Origin of the sequence: Spirillospora albida, from assembly GCF_000718255.1 — a bacterium.
Taxonomy (GTDB): Bacteria; Actinomycetota; Actinomycetes; order Streptosporangiales; family Streptosporangiaceae; genus Spirillospora; species Spirillospora albida.
This window is the reverse complement of sequence record NZ_JOFJ01000012.1, coordinates 269513-289998: the sequence shown is the minus strand read 5'-3', so window position 1 is coordinate 289998 and position 20486 is coordinate 269513. Positions and strand designations below refer to the sequence as shown.

16 protein-coding genes, 1 pseudogene and 1 riboswitch are annotated in these 20486 nt (G+C 73.5%); of the genes and pseudogenes, 4 read left to right on the top strand and 13 right to left on the bottom strand.

Translation table 11 applies throughout. The annotated features are described in order from the left end of the window. The first annotated feature begins 7 nt into the window (after nt 1-7). Both IE99_RS0117560 and IE99_RS0117555 read left to right on the top strand, forming a co-directional pair. The gene (locus IE99_RS0117560; protein ID WP_157610358.1) at nt 8-1096 is read left to right on the top strand and encodes an endonuclease/exonuclease/phosphatase family protein; all 1089 of its coding nucleotides are present in this window, start codon (nt 8-10) and stop codon (nt 1094-1096) included. A 35-nt stretch (nt 1097-1131) separates the two neighbouring features. Next, nucleotides 1132-1947 (top strand): TrmH family RNA methyltransferase, encoded by an 816-nt coding sequence (locus IE99_RS0117555; RefSeq protein WP_030171476.1) that lies wholly within the window; start codon nt 1132-1134, stop codon nt 1945-1947. A 1-nt stretch (nt 1948) separates the two neighbouring features. Here the strand turns inward: IE99_RS0117555 and IE99_RS30425 are convergent, their stop codons facing one another. From IE99_RS30425 to IE99_RS29340, 4 genes and pseudogenes are all read right to left on the bottom strand, one after another. Beyond that, nucleotides 1949-2917 (bottom strand): hypothetical protein, encoded by a 969-nt coding sequence (locus IE99_RS30425; protein WP_051712625.1) that lies wholly within the window; start codon nt 2915-2917, stop codon nt 1949-1951. Nucleotides 2918-3092: 175 nt separating this feature from the next. Beyond that, nucleotides 3093-3461: a hypothetical protein gene (locus IE99_RS0117545; RefSeq protein WP_030171471.1), complete on the bottom strand. Its 369-nt coding sequence runs from the start codon at nt 3459-3461 to the stop codon at nt 3093-3095. After that, entirely contained in the window at nt 3458-6589 is a 3132-nt protein-coding gene (locus tag IE99_RS30420) for an SseB family protein (protein WP_157610357.1), read from the bottom strand. Before IE99_RS30420 ends, IE99_RS0117545 begins: the two co-directional genes overlap by 4 nt. A 180-nt stretch (nt 6590-6769) precedes the next feature. Continuing rightward, nucleotides 6770-7515, bottom strand: a pseudogene (locus IE99_RS29340) (aminotransferase class V-fold PLP-dependent enzyme); the annotation flags it as partial. 39 nt (nt 7516-7554) lie between these two features. Beyond that, a riboswitch (SAM riboswitch) is annotated at nt 7555-7671 on the bottom strand. Between the two features lie 49 nt (nt 7672-7720). Here IE99_RS29340 and IE99_RS0117530 point away from each other — a divergent pair. After that, nucleotides 7721-8113: a hypothetical protein gene (locus IE99_RS0117530; protein WP_030171465.1), complete on the top strand. Its 393-nt coding sequence runs from the start codon at nt 7721-7723 to the stop codon at nt 8111-8113. 9 nt (nt 8114-8122) lie between these two features. Here IE99_RS0117530 and IE99_RS29335 read toward each other — a convergent pair whose 3' ends face one another. The 7 genes from IE99_RS29335 to IE99_RS32435 form a co-directional block, all read right to left on the bottom strand. Then, entirely contained in the window at nt 8123-10774 is a 2652-nt protein-coding gene (locus IE99_RS29335; RefSeq protein WP_051712619.1) for a transglycosylase domain-containing protein, read from the bottom strand. A 205-nt stretch (nt 10775-10979) separates the two neighbouring features. Then, complete coding sequence (locus tag IE99_RS0117520; protein WP_030171461.1) at nt 10980-12122, bottom strand: FKBP-type peptidyl-prolyl cis-trans isomerase; 1143 nt, start codon at nt 12120-12122, stop codon at nt 10980-10982. Between the two features lie 158 nt (nt 12123-12280). Further along, entirely contained in the window at nt 12281-12880 is a 600-nt protein-coding gene (locus IE99_RS0117515; RefSeq protein ID WP_030171459.1) for a methyltransferase domain-containing protein, read from the bottom strand. Nucleotides 12881-12928: 48 nt separating this feature from the next. Further along, nucleotides 12929-13708 carry a class I SAM-dependent methyltransferase gene (locus IE99_RS0117510; protein WP_051712618.1) on the bottom strand — a complete coding sequence of 260 codons (780 nt, stop codon included), beginning with the start codon at nt 13706-13708 and terminating at the stop codon, nt 12929-12931. Nucleotides 13709-13731: 23 nt separating this feature from the next. Continuing rightward, nucleotides 13732-14778, bottom strand: a complete 1047-nt coding sequence (locus IE99_RS32445; RefSeq protein WP_030171455.1) for a hypothetical protein — start codon at nt 14776-14778, stop codon at nt 13732-13734. A gap of 115 nt (nt 14779-14893) precedes the next feature. Further along, entirely contained in the window at nt 14894-15664 is a 771-nt protein-coding gene (locus tag IE99_RS32440; RefSeq protein ID WP_051712616.1) for an SAM-dependent methyltransferase, read from the bottom strand. Next, nucleotides 15661-16152: an ATP-binding protein gene (locus IE99_RS32435; RefSeq protein WP_030171447.1), complete on the bottom strand. Its 492-nt coding sequence runs from the start codon at nt 16150-16152 to the stop codon at nt 15661-15663. The genes IE99_RS32440 and IE99_RS32435 overlap by 4 nt, the downstream gene beginning before the upstream one ends. 213 nt (nt 16153-16365) lie before the next feature. On the opposite strand from IE99_RS32435, the gene IE99_RS0117490 reads away from it, so the two are divergent. Then, nucleotides 16366-16560 (top strand): hypothetical protein, encoded by a 195-nt coding sequence (locus IE99_RS0117490; RefSeq protein WP_030171445.1) that lies wholly within the window; start codon nt 16366-16368, stop codon nt 16558-16560. A 23-nt stretch (nt 16561-16583) separates the two neighbouring features. Here the strand turns inward: IE99_RS0117490 and IE99_RS0117485 are convergent, their stop codons facing one another. Both IE99_RS0117485 and IE99_RS0117480 read right to left on the bottom strand, forming a co-directional pair. Then, nucleotides 16584-19364, bottom strand: a complete 2781-nt coding sequence (locus IE99_RS0117485; protein WP_245623240.1) for a DUF5682 family protein — start codon at nt 19362-19364, stop codon at nt 16584-16586. Next, nucleotides 19361-20476, bottom strand: coding sequence for an ATP-binding protein (locus IE99_RS0117480; protein WP_030171439.1), 1116 nt, complete (start codon nt 20474-20476; stop codon nt 19361-19363). The genes IE99_RS0117485 and IE99_RS0117480 overlap by 4 nt, the downstream gene beginning before the upstream one ends. Nucleotides 20477-20486: the final 10 nt, after the last annotated feature.

Below are 20486 nucleotides of genomic sequence, written 5' to 3'. Positions count from 1 at the left end.
ACACGGCGTGACCAGCGAACAGATCGGCACGGACGGCCCGGCCCCGCCCGCGGGCGCCCCGCGTCCACGGCGGGCCGGGCGGGTGGTCGCGGGGGTCGCGGCCTGGGCGGGGGTGGCCGCCTGGGGAGCCTGGGCGGTCATGCGGGTGGCGGGCGCCGACCGGCTGCCCGGGGTGGCGCCGCAGGCGGCGCCGCTGCTGGCCGTGACGCCCTACGTCGCGGCCGCCGCCCCGATCTCGATCATCGCGGCGCTGCTGCTGCGCCGCCGCCGCGCCGCGCTCGCCGCGGCCCTCGTCACCGCCGTGCTGGCCGCGTCCGTCGTGCCGCGCGCGGTCGGCGGCGGGCAGCCCGGCGCGCGCGGGCCGGTCCTCCGCGTCCTCACGGTGAACCTGTACTTCGGCGAGGCCGACGCGGGCCGGGTCGTCGACCTCGTCCGCCGCAACCGCGCGGACGTCCTCAGCCTCCAGGAGCTCCCGCCGAGCGCGGTCACGCGCCTCGAACGGGCCGGGCTGGCGGACCTGCTGCCGCACAAGGCCGTGGACGCCCGCAGCGGCGCGGCCGGTTCCGGCCTCTATTCGCGATACGCCCTCACCCGGCTCCCCGATCTCCCCCGCACCCGGATGGCGATGCCGCGGGCCGAGCTGACCCTGCCCGGCGGCCGCCGCGTCGAGGTCACCGCGATCCACCCCATCCCGCCTCTGGCCGGCGCCCTGCACGACTGGCGGCGCGACCTGGACGCCCTCCCCGCCGCCCGAACCGCGGTCGCCGCCGGCACGCGGATCACCGGCTCCGGCGCGAGGGCCTCCGCTCCTGCTCCCGGAGGCGGTGATGGTGCGCCCGTCCGGATCCTGGCGGGGGACTTCAACGCGACGCTCGACCACGCCTCGCTGCGCCGTATCCTCGACCGCGGATACGCCGACGCCGCCGACCGCACCGGCGCCGGACTCGTCCCGACCTGGGGGCTGGACGCGCCGGCTCCCGCCCTCACCATCGACCACATCCTCGTCGACGCGCGCTGCGCCGTCCGCGACGTTTCCGTCCACGACGTGGCCGGGAGCGACCACCGCGCGGTCTACGCCGAGATCAGGCTGCCCTGACCCGGGCGGTACCGGAGCGGCTCCAGAATGGGGGAATGGCACGCATGGTCCCCGTCTCCGATCCCGCCGACCCGCGCCTGGCCGACTACGTCCGGCTCCGGGACGTGAACCTGCGCAAGAGCCTGGAGGCCGAGCACGGCCTCTTCCTCGCCGAGGGCGAGAAGGTGATCCGCCGCGCGGTCGGCGCCGGGCACCCCGTCCGCTCCATGCTGATGGCGCGGCGCTGGGCGGAGCCGCTCGCCGACCTCCTCGACGGCCTGGACGCCCCCGTCTACGTCGCCGACGACGCGACCATGGAGGGCGTAGCGGGATTCCCCGTCCACCGGGGCGCCCTCGCGTCCCTGGAACGCCTCCCGCTTCCCAGCGTCGAGGAGGTCGTCGCGGACGCCCGCCGCGTCATCGTCTGCGAGGACGTCGTCGACCACACCAACGTCGGGGCGATCTTCCGGTGCGCGGCGGCCCTCGGCGTGGACGCCGCGGTCCTCGCGCCCCGCTGCGCCGACCCGCTGTACCGGCGGTCGGTGAAGGTGTCGATGGGGGCGGTGTTCGCGCTCCCGTACGCCCGGATGACCGACCGTCACGGCGGTCTCGGCGCGCTGCGCGCCGCCGGTTTCCAGCTCCTCGCGCTCACCCCCGCCGCCGACGCCGTCCCGATCGACGACGTGCCGCCGGCCGCGCGGCGGGCGCTCCTGCTCGGCTCGGAAGGGGACGGGCTGTCGTCGCGGTGGCTCGAGGAGGCCGACGTCCGCGTCCGGATCCCGATGGGCGAGACGGCGCTCGCGCGCGGCGTCGACTCCCTCAACGTGGTCGCCGCCGCCGCGATCGCCTGCCACAGCCTCGTCCGCGGCTGAGTCAGCGGCCGAACGCGCCCTTGCGGGTCCGCCGGTGCGCGCCCTTCGCGGGCCGCACCGCCGGGACCGGCCGGCGGCCGAGGCGCAGCTGGGTCAGCAGCAGCGAGAACGCCACCAGCAGCGCGGACAGCCACGCCGCCTGGGTGCTCGCCATCCGCTCGAACGTGAGGTCCTGCGCGATCGGCTGCCGGTTGTTGCGGAGCCGGCTCTGCGGCGTGACGGCGGACGCGCCCGTCGTCGGCGCCGCCACCGACGGGCTCGGCGCCGCGATCGGCGGCAGCGCGACCTGCGGCGGCTTCGCCCCGAACGACGAGTTCGGCGCGGGCAGCGCCCCGGTGCCCGACACCGTCGCCCCCGTGCCGCCCGTGCCCGATCCGCCCGTGCCCGATCCGGTGCCGCCGGAGCCGCCTCCGCCTCCGCCGGTGCGCCGCTCGTCCTTGCTCTTCGTGGGCGTGGGCGTCGGTCTCGTCCGGGACGGGGAGGGCTTGGCCGGCGGCTTGCCCGGCGTCTCGCTCACCGTGGGGGACGGCGAGGTCGGGGTGGGGGACGGGGAGGGCACCGTGTAGGTGATCGTCGCCGTATCGCTCGCCCTGACGCCCTTACCGGAGGCCACGACGGTGAGGACGACCGCCAGCGTCTTGTCGAGATCCTTCGGGGCGGTCACCGTCGACACGACCTCGCACGGGTTCGCGGCCGTCAGCTCGCCCTTGCAGCCGCCGGTGAACGCGTTGCCGACCTCGGCGGGAGCGGGCGCGGTGGCGGTGACCTCGACGTCCGGAACCGTTCCCGTCGCGCGGACCTCCGTGGTGATCTCGACCGGGTCGCCCGGGTCGGCGGTGGCCTCGCCGGGGGTGACCTCGACGGTGAGCGTCGGCGCCGGGGCCGACGCGGACGCGGACGACGTGGGGTCGGCGAACGCCGAGCCGGAACCGGCCGCCATGATCGCCGCCATGCCCAGTCCGAGGACCATCGGTTTCGCCGTCGATCGAGGGGAGATCACGGCAGCAGCACCTCCGTCGCATCACCGTTGAGCGCCTGAGCTCCGCCCTACCCAGGAGATCGCCGGTGGAATCCGGCGAGCCACCGCAATCATGCGAACACGTCCGCGCGCTCCCGGCAACCCCGGGTTCGCCCGGGAGATGCGATCAGATGAACTCCTCGCGCACGTCCTCCAGCTCCGTCGAGGGCGCCCACGACTGCCAAACGCCGTGGTCGATGCGCTCCAGCCCGAGCGCCTCCGCGACGGGGGCGCGGCCGCCGGTGTACTCCACCCGAAGCCACGTCTCGTGCTCGCCGACGATGACGAACCGCTCGCCGCGCCACCTGCACGTCGTCCGGACGTAACGCAGATCCTCGATCTCGGACGCCGGAACCACGCGGCAGAACCGCCCCGGACGCAGCTCCTCGAACCCCGTCGTGGGGTCCGGCGCGTAGAGGCGGACCTCGCCGTCGGCGCCCGGCGCCGCCTCGAAGTCGCGGCCGAGCCAGCGGGCGACATAGCCGTCCCGGATCACTGGGCGCCCTCCGTCCGCGCGTCCCGCGCCTCGGGGCCGGTGGCCGTCTCCGGCCGCAGCCAGCCGAGCCGGTCGGGGTCGTACATCGCCACGAACTGCTCGGAGCGGTCCACGCCGAGGTAGTACATCTCCGCGCCGTGCGGGAGCCGGAGGCTGTCGACCTTGAACTCGCGGATCGAGCCCGCGCTGCCCGGCGCGAACCCGCCGCCCGTGAACGGCGGGCGCTCGATGACCCAGCCGTCCTCGCCCCAGGCCGCGAGCTCGGCCTCGTTCCGGCCGCCGAACGGGATCCGGTACAGGCCCGCGCAGTACGCGGGCCACCGGATGACGTAGACGCCCTCGTCGGAGGGGGAGAACGGGGAGTCCTCGTACAGCAGGCCCAGCGCCTCGTACAGCTGGGCGGGCGTCTGCAGCTCCGCGACGTCCCCCGTCGGATGGACGAATCCGCCCACCCGGTCATAGCCCTGCTCCAGGTACCAGCCGACATGGCCGTGCGGGACGACCTTCTGCATGATGGTCGGCTGCCCGGACGACTCGATCTCCGGCTCCGGCTCCGGCGGCCGCACCGGGAGCGGCGCGTCCACGAGGGACCGCGCGACGACACCCGGGTCCTGGATCGTGGCCTGCGGGTCGGACACGGCGACCAGCGGGTCGGACACCGTGGCCTGCGGGTCGGACATCGCGTCCGGCCGCGGCGGGACGGCGGGCGGCGGCGGGACGAGCCCGACCCGCACCGCCCACGCGCTCAGCTCCCGCACCTGGTCGCCGCGCAGCGAGGCGCCGATGCGCGTGCCCGGGTTGAGGAGCATCACCCAGTCCTCGCGGGGCCACGCTCCGATCAGCTCCCGGAAGTCCGCGTACACGTACCGCGACTCCGGCAGGACCTCGTGCAGCCGCACCAGCGACGTGAAGACCCGCACGTCCGACCCGTTCCGCAGGGCCGCGTCCCACCGGAACTCGGGCTGGACGGGCGTCACCTCCAGCGGCGCGTCCGGCGGGATCGGCACCAGCACGTTCGCGGCCATCAGCACCCGCAGGAACGCGTCGGAGTCACCGCACGCCGCCGCCTCGTACAGCTCCTGGTCGATCCTGTTGCCGGCGTTGAACAGCGGCTCCGGCTCCGGCTCCGGCGGCACTTCGGCCACGGGCGGAGTCTCGGCCACCGGCGGCGTCTGGACCACGGGCGGTGTCTGGACCACGGGCGGCGCTTCGGCCAGGGGCGGTGTCTGGACCACCGGCGGCGCCTCGGCCACCGGCGGCGGGACGGCCGACGCGGCGAGCGCCGCCGCCCGCTCCCCGGGGAACGCCGCGTCGATCGGCGTGCCGGGGTTCACGACCAGCGTCCACGCGACGTCCGGCCAGGCCGACACCATCTCCAGCAGGCTCGGCATCACGAACCGCGACGACCCGATCGCCTGGTTCATCCACCGCAGCGACGTGAACACCTGGACGGCGGGCCGGCCGTGCACGTTCACCGGCCGCCACGGGAAGTCCGCGTCGTCCGGCGTGATGCCCCACGGCGTCTCCGGCTCGGCCGGGACGAGCACCTGCGCGCTCATCAGCACCCGCAGGAACGCGTCGTCGTCGCCCGTCCGCCGCGCCTCGATCAGCCGCTGCTCGACGTCGTTCTGCGCCTCGAACGCGCTCCCGAGCAGCCCCGTCGCACGTTGGTCGGCCCAGACGGCGAGGCCCGGCAGCTGCTGCGCGAGGATCGTCCCGCCCGCCGGCGAACCCACGTTGATCGCGACCGGCAGGTCGTGGTCGGGCCAGTACCGCAACGCGACCGCGAACGGCACCGACAGGAACTCGGTCCCGCCCGGCACGGCGGGATCCTCGGCGAGCCGCTCGGGCGAGGTGAACACGGGCACGACGGTCTTCCCGTCGGCCTCCCGCGTCTGCCAGGGGAACCCCGGACGCCCCGGACGCAGTGTGTAGTCCATGTCGTCCGGGACGGGCAGCAGGACCTCCGCCCCGGCCATCGTCTGCAGGAACAGGTCGTGGTCGTTCCCGGCCGCCGCCCGCAGCAGCTCCCGCTCGACGTCGTTGGCGGGCCGGAACTCGGGCTCCGGCCGCGGCCGTGGAAGGCCCCGATGCTGCCCCCGGAGCTCCTCCCAGGGCTCATCGCCCCCGGACGGCGGCGCAACGGGCCGTCCCGCGTCATCGGACGGCTCCGCGCCGACCCGTCCGCCTGCCTCGCCGGAGGGGACAGCGCTCACATCCGTAGGTCCCGCACTGCGAGGGGTCGCGGCGGGCGACCCCGGGATGGACGGCTGCGCGGGCGACCCGCCGACGCCGGGCCCGATACCGGGAGACGTGGTGTCGAGGCGGTCGGGAGCGGGCGGTCCGGCGACCGGCGTGTCCGCGCTCGGGGCGGCGGCGGCCGGCTCGCCGGTGCTGCGCGCGGTCGGCTCGACGGGGGACCCGGGCAGGGGCGGAAGCGCGGCGGCCCTGTTCGCGGACCTCCCCGCAACCGACCGGTCCGTGTCGGTGGGCGGTGTGCCAGGCTGATTCGTGCCGGGCCGGTCCGTGGCGGGCGTGCCCGGCGGACTCGCGCGCAGCTGGTCCGTGCCGGCGGGGAGCGTGCCCGGCTGGGTCGTGCCGGGGTGGTCCGTAAGGGGGGGTGTGCCCGGTCGGGTCGCGGTGGGGTGGAGGGGGGTCGGGTCCGTGGTGGGGGGTTCGGGTGGGGTGTCCGGGCCTACGCGCGGGGGGCGCATGTCGCCGTCCGCCATCTGGTGGACGAACCAGGCCGGGAGGCGCGCCTCGATGGGGAGGGACACGCCGTCCCCGCCGGACGCGGCGTCGATTGCCAGCCACCAGCGGGCGTCCGGCCAGGTCGCGGCCAGGTCGCGGAAGCGCAGGCGCAGGAACGGGCGCTGCGCGCGGCCCAGGCACAGGCGCATCGCGGCGGCCGAGGTGTAGGCGAGGACGTGCACGCGGCCGTCCTCCTCCCGGGTCGGCCACGGCGGCTGCGCGCGGTTGGCGAGGACGTCGTCGAGGACGTCCGGGGGGACGGGGACGACGAGCTCGCTGTCCGCGACGAGGCGGAAGTAGCCCTCCTGGTCTCCCGTCCGGACGGAGTCGTGCAGCCGGCGTTCCAGTTCCGACGCCGGTCGCCATACGTCGGCCACGGTCGCCACCCCCTGTTGTCTTCCCGCCGTGTCTTGCCCGTCCCCGGCCCGCCGGAGCCAGGTGGGCGGCCCCGGCGGGAAAGTGCGCGACTGCCTACGGTACATGTGCCGCCGGCGCCGCAGAGCCCCGTCCGCCGGTCAGTACGCGGCGAGCGCCGCGACCAGCCGGTCGATGTGCGCGGCGGTGCTGCCGAGCACGTTGGGGGTGCCCGCCTCGTGCCGCCGCTCCGCGTCCGGCGCCCAGCGCGTCCCGGACGCGGTGACGGACGCGCTGGCCCCGCCGCCCCTCAGGTAGGGGTCGGCGGCGCGCAGCCAGTCCGGGCGTCCGGCGAGGACCCCGGCGCCGAACGGCGCGTACGGCTTGTGCCCGGAGAACGCGACGTAGTCGAGGCCGAGCGCGGTCATGTCGAGGGGCCGGTGCGGGACGAGCCGCGCCGCGTCCACGGCGACGCGGGCGCCGTGGCGGCGGGCAGCCGCACCGTGCGCCGCCGCGCCCCCTCCCACGGCAGGAGCGTCGCGTGGTGCTCGGTGCCGAATACGACGACGGTCGTGCCGGCCGGAAGGCAGTGGGCGAGCAGGTTCATCGCGTCGGTCGTGTTGCGGGTGAACACGATGGCGTCCCGCCGCCACGCCCGCAGGAAGCGCCGGACGGTCTCGCGCGCCCCCTCGTAGGCGTCCGTCGTGGCCTGCGACGCGTACCCCGCGCCGCGGTGCACGCTGCTGTAGAGGGGGAGCGCCCGGGTGACGGCGTCGTGCACGGCCTCCAGGCACGGCGCGCTGGCGGCGTAGTCGAGGTTGGCGTACGGGACGCGGCGCCCGTCGGACAGCGGGACGGGAACGTCCGCGCCGATCACGCGGGGAGCGGTCCGAACCCGAAGCGCCCGGACGGACGTCGAAGCGGGGGAGATGGTGAGTGCGGCGGGCATGGCGGTGCCTTCCTGGCCGGGGGATCCCGGCGAGGGCGGGATCCGCGCTTGCCGGGACGCGGTGCCGCGCCCGGCCTGGTCCTCACCCGGGGCACCCCATCGCGGACGAAGGGTTGCCGGCCGGCAAGCCGGGGCTTGACGCTGGCGCTCATGACCTGATGCGGAAGTATAGGCGGACGCCGGAGAGGCGCAAAGAGGAGGGTCAATGCGGAATCGGGTGGTTCGGTCGCTGGCGGGAGGGCTGAAGGCGGGCATGGCGGTCCTCGCGGCGTCCGGTCTGCTGAGCGCGTGCGGGACGCTGGGCGGCAACTCCGACGCCGTCTGCGCCGACACGAAGAAGGCGTTCCAGCAGTTCGTCACCCAGGTGCGGGGCGTTCCGGCGACGGACGCGGCGCAGTGGCGGCAGGCGACGGAGCGGCTGGCGGGACGCCTGGACGCGCTCGCCGCCGACGCCGAGGACGCCGAGCTGGAGAAGGCGCTGAAGTCCGAGGCGGACGCCCTGCGCGCCGCCGCCCCGGGCGTGGGCACCGGCGACGTCTCCCGGCTCAACACGGTCCTGACCGGGACCCCGAAGCAGATCGGCGACGCCTGCGCCTGACGCCCGGCGTCAGGAGTTGCCGGGGCGGCCCGGTTCCGGGTCGCCGCCGTCTCCACCGCCGCCGTCACCGTCGCCTCCGCCGTCTCCGTCGCCCGGACCGGTCGGGACGACGGTGGGAGTCGGTGTCGGCTCCTCGGGCTTGGACGGCTTCGGTTCGGTCGTCGGCGGCGTCCGCGTGGGCTCGTCCGTGGGGCGGGACGTCGTCGGCGATTCGGGACGCGCCGGATACGTCGGGCGTTCGTAGCCCCCCGTGTACTCGGACGGCTCGCCGAACTCCTCCTGCTTGAAGCCCTGGATGGAGACGGCCTCGTTCGTGTAGGAGTTCCAGATCCGGGCGGGGAGCTGGCCGCCGTACGAGCCGTATCCGGGGATGTCGAGCTTCTTGCCGTCGCTGCGGAACATCGCCACGGTCGTCGCCAGCTGCGGGATGTACCCGTTGAACCAGATGGCGCGGCCCTTGTCGGTCGTGCCGGTCTTGCCCGCGACGTCCCGGCCGTCCGGGAGCTGGGCGTTGCGGCCGGTGCCGCGCCGCACGACCCGCTGCATGGCGTACGTCGCGTCGCGCGCCACCTGGGCGCTGAACGCGCGCTCGCCCTTCACGGTGAACGTGCGGGTGTGGTCGCCGTTGTCGGTGACCGACCTGACCACGTACGGCGTCCGGTACACGCCCTCGGCGGCGAACGTGGCGTAGACGCCCGCCATCTCGACGGGGTGCATGGACGAGACGCCGAGCGGGAACACGGCGGCCGACCGCTGGGCGGGGGTCATCCGCGCGGGCGGGATGCCCATCTTCTCGGCGAGCTCGGCGATCTTTCTGTTGCCGACGTCCTGGCCGAGGTTGACGTAGGCGGTGTTGACCGAGTGCTCGGTCATGTAGACCAGGTCGATCATGCCGAAGTTCTCGCCCTGGTCGTTCTCGATGTCGTGGCCGGCGAACCGCTGCGGGGAGCTCCCGTCGTAGGTGTCGGAGAGCTGCTTGCCGTCCTGGAGGGCGGCGGCGAGGGCGATCGGCTTGAAGCTCGACCCGACCTGCGCCCAGTCGCCGAACCCGCTGGTCATCGCCTCGGTGAGGTAGTCGCGTCCGCCGTAGAAGGCGACGACCTGGCCGGTCGCCGGGTCGATCGAGACCACCGCGGTGCGGATCGACCCGCTCATCTTCTTCGGCGTGCTGGACGTCACCGCCTGCTTCGCCGCGTCCATCAGCTTCTTGTCGAACGTCGTGGTGATCTTGAGCCCGCTGCGGTTGATCTCGTCCTCGGTGTAGCCGTGCTTCTCGATCAGTTCCTTCTTGGCCAGGTTGACCATGTAGCCGCGCTGGCCTTTGAGGATGTCGGTGACCCGCTGCTTGACCGGCGCGGGGAACGTCAGCGCGGCGGCGCCGGCGTCGGTGAGCGCGCCGTCCCGCACCATGTTGCCGAGGACGGCGCGCCAGCGCTGCTCGGCGTGCGCGCGCTGCGCGTCGGAGGGGTCGGCGAAGCTGCTCGGCTGCTGGATCGCGGCGGCGAGGTAGGCGCCCTCGGCGGCGGTGAGCGCGGAGACGTCCTTGCCGAAGTAGGCCTTGGCGGCGGCCTGGACGCCGTACGCGTCGCGCCCGAAGTAGATCGTGTTCAGGTACTGCTCGAGGATCCAGTCCTTGTCCTTCTCGCGGCCGACCTTGAGCGCGACCATGATCTCTTTGAGCTTGCGGGTGACCGACCGCTCCTTGCCGATGCCGCCGTAGTAGTTGCGGACCATCTGCTGGGTGATCGTCGAGCCGCCCTGCAGCTGCTCGCCCGTCGCGGTGGACCAGAACGCCCGCGCGGTGCCCTTCAGCGAGACGCCCGGGTCCTGGTAGAAGCTGCGGTTCTCGGCCGCGATGACCGCGTCCCGGACGCTCTTGGGGATCTGCTCGAGGTCCACCGCGTCGCGGTTGACGCCGGTCTTCGCGATGCGGGTCTCGCCGTCGGAGTAGTAGAACGCGGGGCCCTGCGCGATCGCCTGCCGCTGCGGCGACGGGACGGGGGTGAACGCGTACGCGACGCCGAACGCCAGCAGGAAGAAACCGGTCGCGCCGAGCGCGATGAACAGGGCGCGGCGGGCGATGCGGGAGCGGCGGCTGCGGGCCTTCGTCGCGCTTTTGCCGCCGAACCGTGATATGTCGTTCTTTGTGGCCTTCGTTGCCCCTTCGAGGTCGTTTCCGGACGCGATCGAGGTCGCGGTCGCCGCCGCTTCCGCGGTCTTCTCCGCGTCCGCCTCTTCGGGCTCATTCCCGATGGGCTCTTCGGCCGGGTCCGCGACGCTTCCGTCCGTTTCCGGATCGGCCGGCGTTTCAGGTTCGGGTGCCGTTTCCGGTTCGGCTTCCGTTTCCGTTTCGCCCTTCAGAGCGCCGTTCACAGCGGTATCCGCCGCCGCTTCCGCCGCGCCGTCCTCCGCTGGGTCTTCCCCGTGGTCCCCGGGGGTGTCGGCCGTGGTGTCGGCCGTGCTCTCCGCAGGGTCGTCCGTGCTCTCCGGCGCGTCGTCCGGCGCGCCCGCGGCCGTCTCCTCCGCTGCCTCCCCGGCGGTTCCCGCCGCCGCGCCGTCCGGCGTCTCCTCGGTCAGCGTGGTGGTCCCGGCCGAAGCCCCGTCCATGTCCGTCGCCGTCTCGGGGCCGCCGACCCCGGACGCCTTTTCCTCGCTGCTCACAAGCCCCCCGTGATTATTGCGCCACCGACGATACCCGAGGGGAACCGCACACCCGACCGCCCATTCACACCCATCGGCCTCCTGAGAGAAGGACGATCAAAGAACGCCTCCGGTTGTCCGCGTCCCGTACCGCGACGCGCCCAACTTGTGGAAAAGCCGGAGCGGCGGGACCCCCGAGGATTCCGCCGCTCCGCCCGCGACCGTGCTACTTCTGGACCTTCGCCACCACGTCCACGATGAACACCAGCGTGTCGGTGCCCTTGATCCCGGCGGCCTCGTTGCCGCCCTTGCCGTAGCCCTCCTTGGGCGGCAGGACGAGCATCAGGCGGCTGCCGACCTTCGCGCCGGTCAGGCCCTTGTCGAAGCCGGGGACGGTGCCGCCGGTGCCGATCGGGAACTTGGCGGGCGTCCCCGACTGCCAACTGGAGTCGAAGATCTTGCCGCCCTTCCAGATCTGCCCCTGGTAGTTGACGACCGCCTCGTCGTTCTTGGCGAGCGCCGGGCCGGTGCCCTCGACGAGGGTGGTGACCGCGAGCTTGCCGGGCGCGTCCACCTTCGGGATCGTGACCTTGGGGGCCTTGCCGGCGCCCTGGTCCTCCACCTTCGGCAAATTCTTGTCGTTCTGCTTCTTGGCGGTGCCCTGCGGGGCGGCGTTCTTGCCGACCGTCGCCTGGACGTCCACGACCATGACGACCGAGTCGTCCTTGCCCATCCCGTACTGGGACGCCTGGTCGCCGAAGCCCTGCGACGGCGGGATCTGCAGGAGGACGCGGCTGCCCGCGGTCTGCCCGACGAGCCCCTTGTCGAGGCCCTTCAGGCCGCTCTTGCCGACGACGAGCGGGCGGTCCTGCTGGCCCTGCTGCTGCTCGTAGGACGAGCCGATCTTCTTGTGCGCGCTCTTCTTGCCGTTCTCGTCGCTCGCGTCCTTGCTCCAGGAGTAGAACACGAACTTGACGTACATGGTGTCGCCGTCCGCGATCTTCGGGCCGGTGCCCCTGATCGGCGTGGTCACCACCAGCTTCTTACCCGGCAGCAGCTTCTCGGGGATCGTCACCTTCGGCTCGGCGCCGAATCTCCCGGACACCGAGATCTCCGGGCCCGGGCGCGTGACCAGGTACGTGGTACCGCCGGCGATCGCCAGCGCGGCCACCACGAAACCCGCGATCATCCACCGGCGGCGCTTGCGGGCCTGCGCGGCTGTCAGCCCCGACGGGCGGCCCAGCCCGCTGCCCCGGCCCGCGCTGATCCCGTGGGGGGTGAACTGGGGGCTCCGGATGTTCTTGGCGTTCGGGATCTTGGCCTTCGCCTTGACCGCCGGTTCGCCCCGGGGCTTGTCATCCTCGGCCATGTTTCCTCACTCGCTGGTCATCAGTCGCAAGAAGACCACCCTGCCAGCTGCGTTCTAAGAACAGCGTGAAATCCGTGCAAAGGCGGCCAATCCCGCAATCTACCGGTCGCGGGAGCGGGCGGCGGGAACCGCCAGGATACTGCCTCGCCGCGCCCCCGTCAGGTGGGCGATCTCCGGGCGAGCAGCCGCCGTTTGCCCGTTTCCAGGACGTCCACCTGGCTGAGGACGGTGAACCCCGGGGGCAGCAGCGCGGCGGGCTCGCCGGCCTTGAGGCACCACTCGGCCGGCAGCTGCGGCCGGGCCGGCCGCCCGCAGGCGGCCCCGGCCGTGAACGCCTCCCAGGCGAGGACGCCGCCGTCCGGCAGCACCGCCTCGGCGGCCGGGCCGAACAGGCCCGCGTCCCAGTACCCGGTGCACAGGACGAGCGCGAACCGCTCGGGCTCCGGGCGCCATTCGCCGAGATCGGCGTGCACGAGCGTGATCAGCCCGGCCAGGCCGCGGCGCTCCGCCTCGGCCGCCAGCCGGTCGAGGGCGACCTCGGAGATGTCCACGGCGGTCACGCGGCGGCCCGCCGAGGCCGCCGCGAGGGCGCTCCCGGACGGCCCGCTCGCCAGATCCAGGACGGGGCCGTCCGGCGGCGGCAGCGCCAGCGCCCGCTGGAGCAGGGGATGCGGCGGCGCGTCGGCGCCCCCCTCGTACTTGGCGTTCCAGCGGAGCCGGTCCGGATGGCCGGCGAGCCGCGGCGGAACATTCCTCATGCCCCGACCCTACCCACGGGCGGGTCGGGGAGCCGTCACGCCGGGTGATCAGCGCTTCTCGGCGATGAGGAGCATGAACAGGGCGGTCGGGAAGCCCTTGCGCCACCACGGGTCGTCGCGCAGCAGCTCCGGGGACGGGTGCGGCTCGCGCAGGTCCGCGATCACGAACCCGGCGTCTCGGAGCGTTCCAGCGTAGAACTCCAGCGGACGCAGCCAGGACGTGATCATCGCGGGCGAGTCCAGGCCGTCCACATGGAACCGCTGGTCGATGCCGCGCGAGCCGAAATAGCGCTCCGCGGGGATCCCGGTCAGCGCGCCGGCCTCCGCGTCCTCGACGTAGAAGCACGGGTGCAGGGTCAGGATGATCAGCCGTCCGCCGGGGCGCAGCACCCGGGCGAACTCGCCGATGGCGCGCGACGGATCCGGCAGATGGCTGAACAGGTGGTTGCACAGGACGAGGTCGAACCCGTCGTCCTCCACCGGGAGGTCCTCCACGCTGGCCCGGGTGAACGACACCGACCCGGGGCCCTCGCACGGGAAGGCGGAGGCCGCGTCGACCAGGTTCTGCGCCGCGTCCACCCCGACGACGTCCGCGCCGAGGCCCGCCAGCGTCCGCGAGAAGTAGCCCTCGCCGCACCCGGCGTCCAGGACGCGCAGCCCGTCGCACGGCCCCACCGCGTCGAGGACGGCGGCGTCGGTCAGCTCCGTCCGGTAGCGGTCCCGCCGCTCACGGATGATCTTGACCCAGTAGCCGGCGTTCGTCTCCCACCGCTCCCGCGTCAGCCGCGCGAGCGATGCCGTCGTGCCCGCCGGTGTGCCCTCCACCATCGACCCCAACCTTCCGCATTGGATCACGCCATGCCCCTGAGCCTCCGCGCGAGTGCCGCGCAGGCGTGCCGGACCCTTCCGTCCTCGCATCCCGCCCCGCGCCTGTCGACCGCGACCGCCAGATCGGCGACCCTGCCGCCGAACGCCGGGTCGCGTCTCAGCGCGAGCGGGATATAGGTCGACACCAGGTAGTACACGTAGGCGTCGTTGTAGACCGCCAGCTCCCGCAGGATCTCCCGCGCCGTGTTCCGCAGCGACAGCGAATTCGGCAGGGTGAAGTCGGAACTGATGCGGCTGTCGCGGGTGTAGGTGGGGAACGACCATTCCTCCAAAGCCGCGTACACCGGTGTCGTCTCCAGTTCCCGCCGGTACCTCTCCGCGAGTTCCACATCACCGGAACTGATCAGCGAGCCCATCACGACACCGCGCATCATGAACGCCGACCTGCGCCCCGCGGCCTCGAGCCCGAGATCGCCCTCCGGGGTCCCCATCACCTTGCTGACCTGGTGCGTCAGAATGTTCAGTGCCAGAATCGAATGGAACGAGTACGTCTTGCGGTTCAGCCGCGGCGCGAGGTCGATGGACGCCTCGAACAACCGGTGCGGATCGTCCAGCAGGCCCGTTCCGGGCTCGTTCGAATAGAGCGTCTCGAGCGCGCGGTCCTGGTCGCGGCCCCAGAAGCGCGCGATGTAGGACGACACCCGCTGGTTCGCCTGCCCGCGGACGATGAGCACCGCCGCCTCGAGGGCGTTCAGCAGATGCGGCTGCGCCACGTCCGAACCCTCCAGCGCCCCGGGATCGACCGAGAGGCCCTCCCGGTCCAGCGCCGTCATCAGCGCGTCCCGGCGCCGGTGGAGGGAGTGCGCGGCGGAGTACTCCGCGATTCCCGGAACGGACGACATCAGGTTCTGCAGCGACCGGCCGGTGATCCGGTCGAGCCATTCGGGGTTGTCCCACAGCCGGCAGACCGTGCTCTCGTCCAGCCCCGAGAACGCCGCGACATCGGACATGTTGAAACCCATGTCCCGGGTGATCTCGGAAAGGGACTTCGGCTCGCTGTCCGCGGTCATCGCTCGCCTTTGTAAGGACCCTGATCGGACCCTCGATCCTAGCGAATACTCCGCATCCCGGGACGCATCATCGCCATCCTGGACGGGCGGGACCAGCAGCGCGGCTCGCATCGGTTCAGCCGCGTCCGCGGCCCGCGCAGCCGATCAGCGGAAGCGGCGCGGACGGCGCCGCCGGAAGCGGAGCCGGGAACGGCTCCACGATGTCGATTCCACCGCAGATCTCCGCGATCTCCGCGCGGCTCCGCGGCGTGAACGGCACGTCCATCGCGCCCCGGCCGGCCAGCCGCGCGATGTCCGGCGTCCGCTCCGTGTGCGTGAGGACCAGCGCGCTGCCCGGCGGCAGCCCGCCCATCAGCGCGTCGACGATGCCGCGCGGGTCCTCGGCGTCCGTGACGAAGTCCAGCACCCCGAACAGCAGCACCGCCACGGGCCGCCCCGGCTCGAACAGCCGCCCCGCCGCCCGCAGCAGCGCCGCCGGCTCCCGCAGGTCCGCGCCGAACACGCCCGTGCCCGCGTCGACGTCCAGCAGCGCCCGCGCGTGCGTCAGCACCAGCGGATCGTTGTCGACGTACGCGACCCGGCATTCCGGGTGGACGCGCCGGGCGACGTCGGCGACGCTCGCCGCCGCCGGCAGCCCGCAGCCGATGTCGAGGAACTGCCGGAACCCCTTCTCCGCCAGGCGGGTCACCGCCCGCTCCAGGAACGCCCGGTTCTCCCGCGCCATCCGGGTGAGGACCGGCGCCTTCCGCAGCGCTTTCTCGGCGAGCTCCCGATCGGACGCGTAGTTGTCCTTACCGCCGAGAAAGTAGTCGTAGATCCGCGCGACGCTGGGCGCGATGACGGGTGCCGTCCGCACCGGTTCCCACGCCAGCGTCCCGAAGTTCACGGCAGCCTCCACCCCGCACCGACCAGGACCCCGAACCAGAAGGTCGCCGTGCCCCGTCCGCCCCGGTGCGTCCCGTAGTCGGCCGAGAGCTCCCGGATCAGCGCGAGCGCCCGCGCCGGCAGCGGCTCCTCCGGAACCCGCGCGCCCCCGTCGATCACCTCGATCCGGACGTACCGGTCGACGTGCAGCGCCGCGATCGTCACGGTCCCGTTCCGGCGCGGCTTGGAGTGCAGCACCGAATGCGTCATGACCTCGCTGGTCAGCAGCTCGAGGTCGCCGAGCTCGGAGCGGTCCGCGCCGAAGTACTGGCCGACGAGCTCCCGCACGTACGACCGCGCCGGCCGCACCGCGGCGGGCGTCGACGCCAGGTCGATCTCGCCGAGCAGCCGCGCGGGCGCGGCCCCGCCGCCCCGGGTTCGCGGGGCGCCGAGTTCCAGCGACGGCGCGGGACCGGTACGCGTCCCGGACCATGCGTCCGATCCGTTCATCGCAGCGACGGTTTCACGTCTCCGTGTCGGGCTGTATCCGAACATGCGCTCTCTGGGCCTGGTTGGCGGGGGTGGGCCGACTCCCACTCTGACGCAGTGCCCGACCCCCGGTCACCGCCCCTTGCACGCACGCAACCCCCTTGCTCCCACCTGCGCGACCGCTGAACGCCGGACGGCCCGGCCCCGGCGGGCGCATCATGGAACTCCGGACCGATGGACGGAGGTCTCCCGCCGGACGACCACGCGGAGGGCACCCGCAGCCGTGCCGGGGTGTGCACCTGGGGCGGCGAGGCCACCTGCGGGGCCGCCGTCGAGTTCAGCGTGCGCGACCGGGCCGGGGCACGCTGGGCGGCGTGCCCCGGCCACCTGGTCGACTACGTCCGCGACCGCCTGAAGCACGGCGCGTAGGCGAGCGCCAGGACGTCGGGACGTCAGGGCGTCAGGGCGCTGAGCGCCTTCGCGGTGTCGGGATACCGGGCCAGGAGATCCGCCACCGCCCGGTCGTCCCCAAACGACGGCGCCCGCCACTCGAGCGGCTGCCCGAGCAGACCGGCCAGCGCGTCGGTCGCCGCCGGGTGGGCGGCCAGCAGCTCCGTGACGGGCCCCGGCGGCGCGGCGGCCGACGGCGCCGCCGGTCGCGCGGGCGCCTCCCACGGGGGCGTCCAGGCGTCGAGGGCGTCGAGCGTCGCGGGGAACGTGCGGGCGGCCTCGCGGACGAGGGTCGGGACGAGCTCGCGGGCGTGGTCGCGGAGCGTCGTGATCAGGCCCGGCAGCCACGGCAGCAGGACCTGGTCGGGGAGACGCGCGAACGCCTTCGACAGCACCTCCACCACGAACGGCGCCAGCGTCGGCACCGGCTCGAGGGCCTGCACGAAACCGCTCAGGTAGAGCGGGAACGACCCGACCGTCAGCGGGCCGGCGATCAGCTCGTCGCAGCGGGCGCGCAGCTCGTCCCTGGACATCAGGCCGAGCTGGGACCGCGCCGCCCACAGCAGTGCCGCCTTCGCGGGCGCCTCCGGATGCGACTGCCGGACGGCCAGTTCCAGCTGGGCGTGGTCGCAGCCGAGGGACAGCGCGAGGCTCTCCATCCCGAACAGGAACCCGAGCATCGCCGCGACCTGCCGCACCCCGATGTCGTCGTCGGTGAACGCCGTCGGCAGCAGCGTGCAGTACCGCGCGTAGCCCTCGGTGACGAACGCGCCGCACCAGGCGGGCAGCTCGGGCTCCGTGGCGCGGAAATGGGTGAGGAGCCGGCGGATCCGGCGGAGCACCTCGGGCGCGTCGTCGACGGTCCGCTCGGCCGCGAGGAGCTCCACCGCGCGGGCGCCCAGCTCGTCGGCGACGCGGCGTCCGCGGAGGAAGAGCAGCGCGTCCTCGACCGCGGCGAGCGCCACCGCGGCCGTCGCGCGGGGCGCGTGCACGGCCCTGCGCAGCCGCCGCTCCAGGACCTGCTCCACCGTGACGCCCTCGTACCCGAGCTCCACCAGCTCCCGCTGGTACTGGCCGAGCGCGAGGTCCCAGCTCTCCTGCCGCGACCGCTCCCCGAGCCTCCGCGACCCCATGATGGGGCGGACGGCCCGCTCCGGCATGAGCCGCTTCAGCGTCCACAGCAGATGCGAGCACGGGACGAGGTCCGGGCTCGCGTCCAGGTCGAGGAGCGCCCGCTGGATCGTGCGCTTCTCCAGGTCGAGGCCCAGCGGCGCGAGCCGGTCGAAGACGTCGCGGGCCAGCGGCGGCAGCGACGCGTAGCCGACGGAGCCGATCCGGTCGCCGCCGAGCAGGATCTCGCACAGGTGCCGGACGTCCCGGCGGCCCGGCACGGTGTCCTTCTCGATGCAGGTGACCGCCGCGTCCTGGAAGTCGTACGGGGTGGGGCGCGACCGGCCCCGCATCCCGGCCAGCAGCACCGACGTCTCGAACACGGCGATCGCGTCGGCGGTGCTCGACAGGTACCCGTTGCGGCGGGCGAGCCGGACGATGTCGACGCACCAGCCGAGCAGCTCCGCCTCGTCCAGGCCGCCGGGTTCGGGCGCGGTGGACAGGAAGCCGGTCAGCCGGTCGGCGCCCGGGGCGTCCGGCGCGCCGGCCTTGAGCGGTCTGCCCTTGCCGGGCTGGTCCTTCAGCCGGAACGGCGTGACGCCGCCGCGCTTCACCTGCTTCGCGAACGTCGCCGCCGCGATCGACACCGAGCCCCGCGCCAGACCGAACTGCGCCTCGATCGCCGAGTGGCTGGACGGGATCAGCCCGTACTGCCAGCGGGTCTCCGTCCGCGGCGAGATCTCGTACGCCGTGCCGGCCGCGTCCAGCCCGAACTGCTCGACGCGACCGGCGGCGTGCGCCGCGCCGCACACGTACAGGCAGGCGGACGGGTCGGTGCCGGTCGCCGCGAGGTGCTCGCGCATCCGCGTCCACATGTACCGCTCGCGCTCCTCGTCGCGGCGGTCGCGGTCGCCGCGCTCGGGGGCGAGCCGCCGGAACAGGCTGCCGATCAGCACCATGACCTGCCGGTACGTGGCGTGGTCGGCGCCCGCGAGGGGCTGCTCGACGTACTGGTCCCACCATTCCGACCAGTGCCGCACCTTCCCGTGGTGCAGGAGGTGCTCCTCCAGCTCCGCGAACCGGGGCCGCAGGTCGCCGATCTCGACGCCGACCGCGTCGCCGTGCAGGGCCTCCTCGTCGTCGGGCCCGGCCTGCTCCCGCTCGTCCGGCTGCCACTGGAAGACGTGGTCGGCGGACCGGTCGACGAGGACGATCTCGACGCCCGGGGTGTCGAGCGCGTACGCGATCGCCTGGTACTCGGCGGACGCCTCGGTGATCGGCGCGACCACGCTGAGCGGCGCCCACTCCTTCGGGAAGCCGGCGGTCTCGTTCGCGAACGCCTGCAGCGCGACGGGCAGCCGGCAGTTGCGGAGCTCGTCCAGCAGGGGCCGCAGGTCCTCGCAGAGCTCCAGGTAGATCACGGACGGCCGCTTCTCCCGCAGCCGCCGCGCCATCGCCAGCGCGGACGCCGGCGAGTGGTGGCACACCGGGAAGATCTCCAGACGTTCGCCCAGCGCCCGGTCGACGTCGTCGACCATCCCCGCGAGGATGCCGGACACCGCGTCTCCGCCGAACGCCTCCGCCGCGCCGAGCAGCTGCTCGCGCAGCGCCGCGAACGTGTCCGCGCCCCCGCGCGCGCCCTCGATCTCCGCCTCCCTTCCGCGCCCGGTCACGACAGGGTCTTGATCGCGTCGCGGCCGCCCTCCAGGAAGCCCTGCCAGGTGCCGTCCCCGTCCTTCTTCGTGCGGGGCTCGACGACGCCGTGCCAGTACTTGTTGAGGATCGCGAGGTCCTCCGGGGTGCGGCGGGCCAGGGACCCGACGAGCGAGGAGCCGAGGGTCTCCGGGCGCAGCGTCCGGTCGCCGAAGAACTGGCTGTGCAGGATCGCGTCCTCCAGCACGCCGATCTGCTCGGCCGTCGACAGCGCCGATTCGAGCTTCTCGTCGTCGCTGGTCGCGGACGCGGCGGCGGTGCGCAGATCGGCGAAGCTCTGCAGCAGGACGTCCAGCAGCGTCGGCGGCAGCTCCAGCTCGATCTCGTGCCGGCGCAGCAGCTCCGTCGTCCGGAACCGGACGATCTCCTCCTCGCTGCGCTTGTTCGTCACCACCGGGATCTTCACGAAGTTGAACCGGCGCTTCAGCGCGGACGACAGGTCGTTCACGCCCCGGTCGCGGCTGTTGGCCGTCGCGATGATGGAGAACCCGGGCTTGGCGAACACGATGTTGTCGTCGTCCAGCTCCGGGATCGACACGTACTTCTCGGACAGGATCGAGATGAGCGCGTCCTGCACGTCGCTGGTGGAGCGGGTCAGCTCCTCGAACCGGCCGATCACGCCGGCCTCCATCGCCGTCATGATCGGCGAGGGGATCATCGACGCCCGGGACTGGCCCTTCGCGATGACCATCGAGACGTTCCACGAGTACTTGATGTGGTCCTCGGTGGTGCCGGCCGTGCCCTGGACGACGAGCGTCGAGTTGCGGCAGATCGCGGCGGAGAGCAGCTCGGCGAGCCAGCTCTTCCCGGTGCCGGGGTCGCCGATCAGCAGCAGCCCGCGGTCGGACGCGAGCGTCACGATGCTGCGCTCCACGAAGCTCCGGTCGCCGAACCACTTCTGCGGGATCTCCCGGTCCAGTCCGTCGGCCCGCTCGGAACCGAGGACGAACAGCCGGACCATCTTCGGGCTGAGCCGCCACGAGAACGGCTTCGGGCCGTCGTCGATCGACTCGAGGTAGTCGAGCTCCTCGGCGTACTTCACCTCGGCGGGCGCGCGCAGCATGTCGGTCATTCGCTCTCCT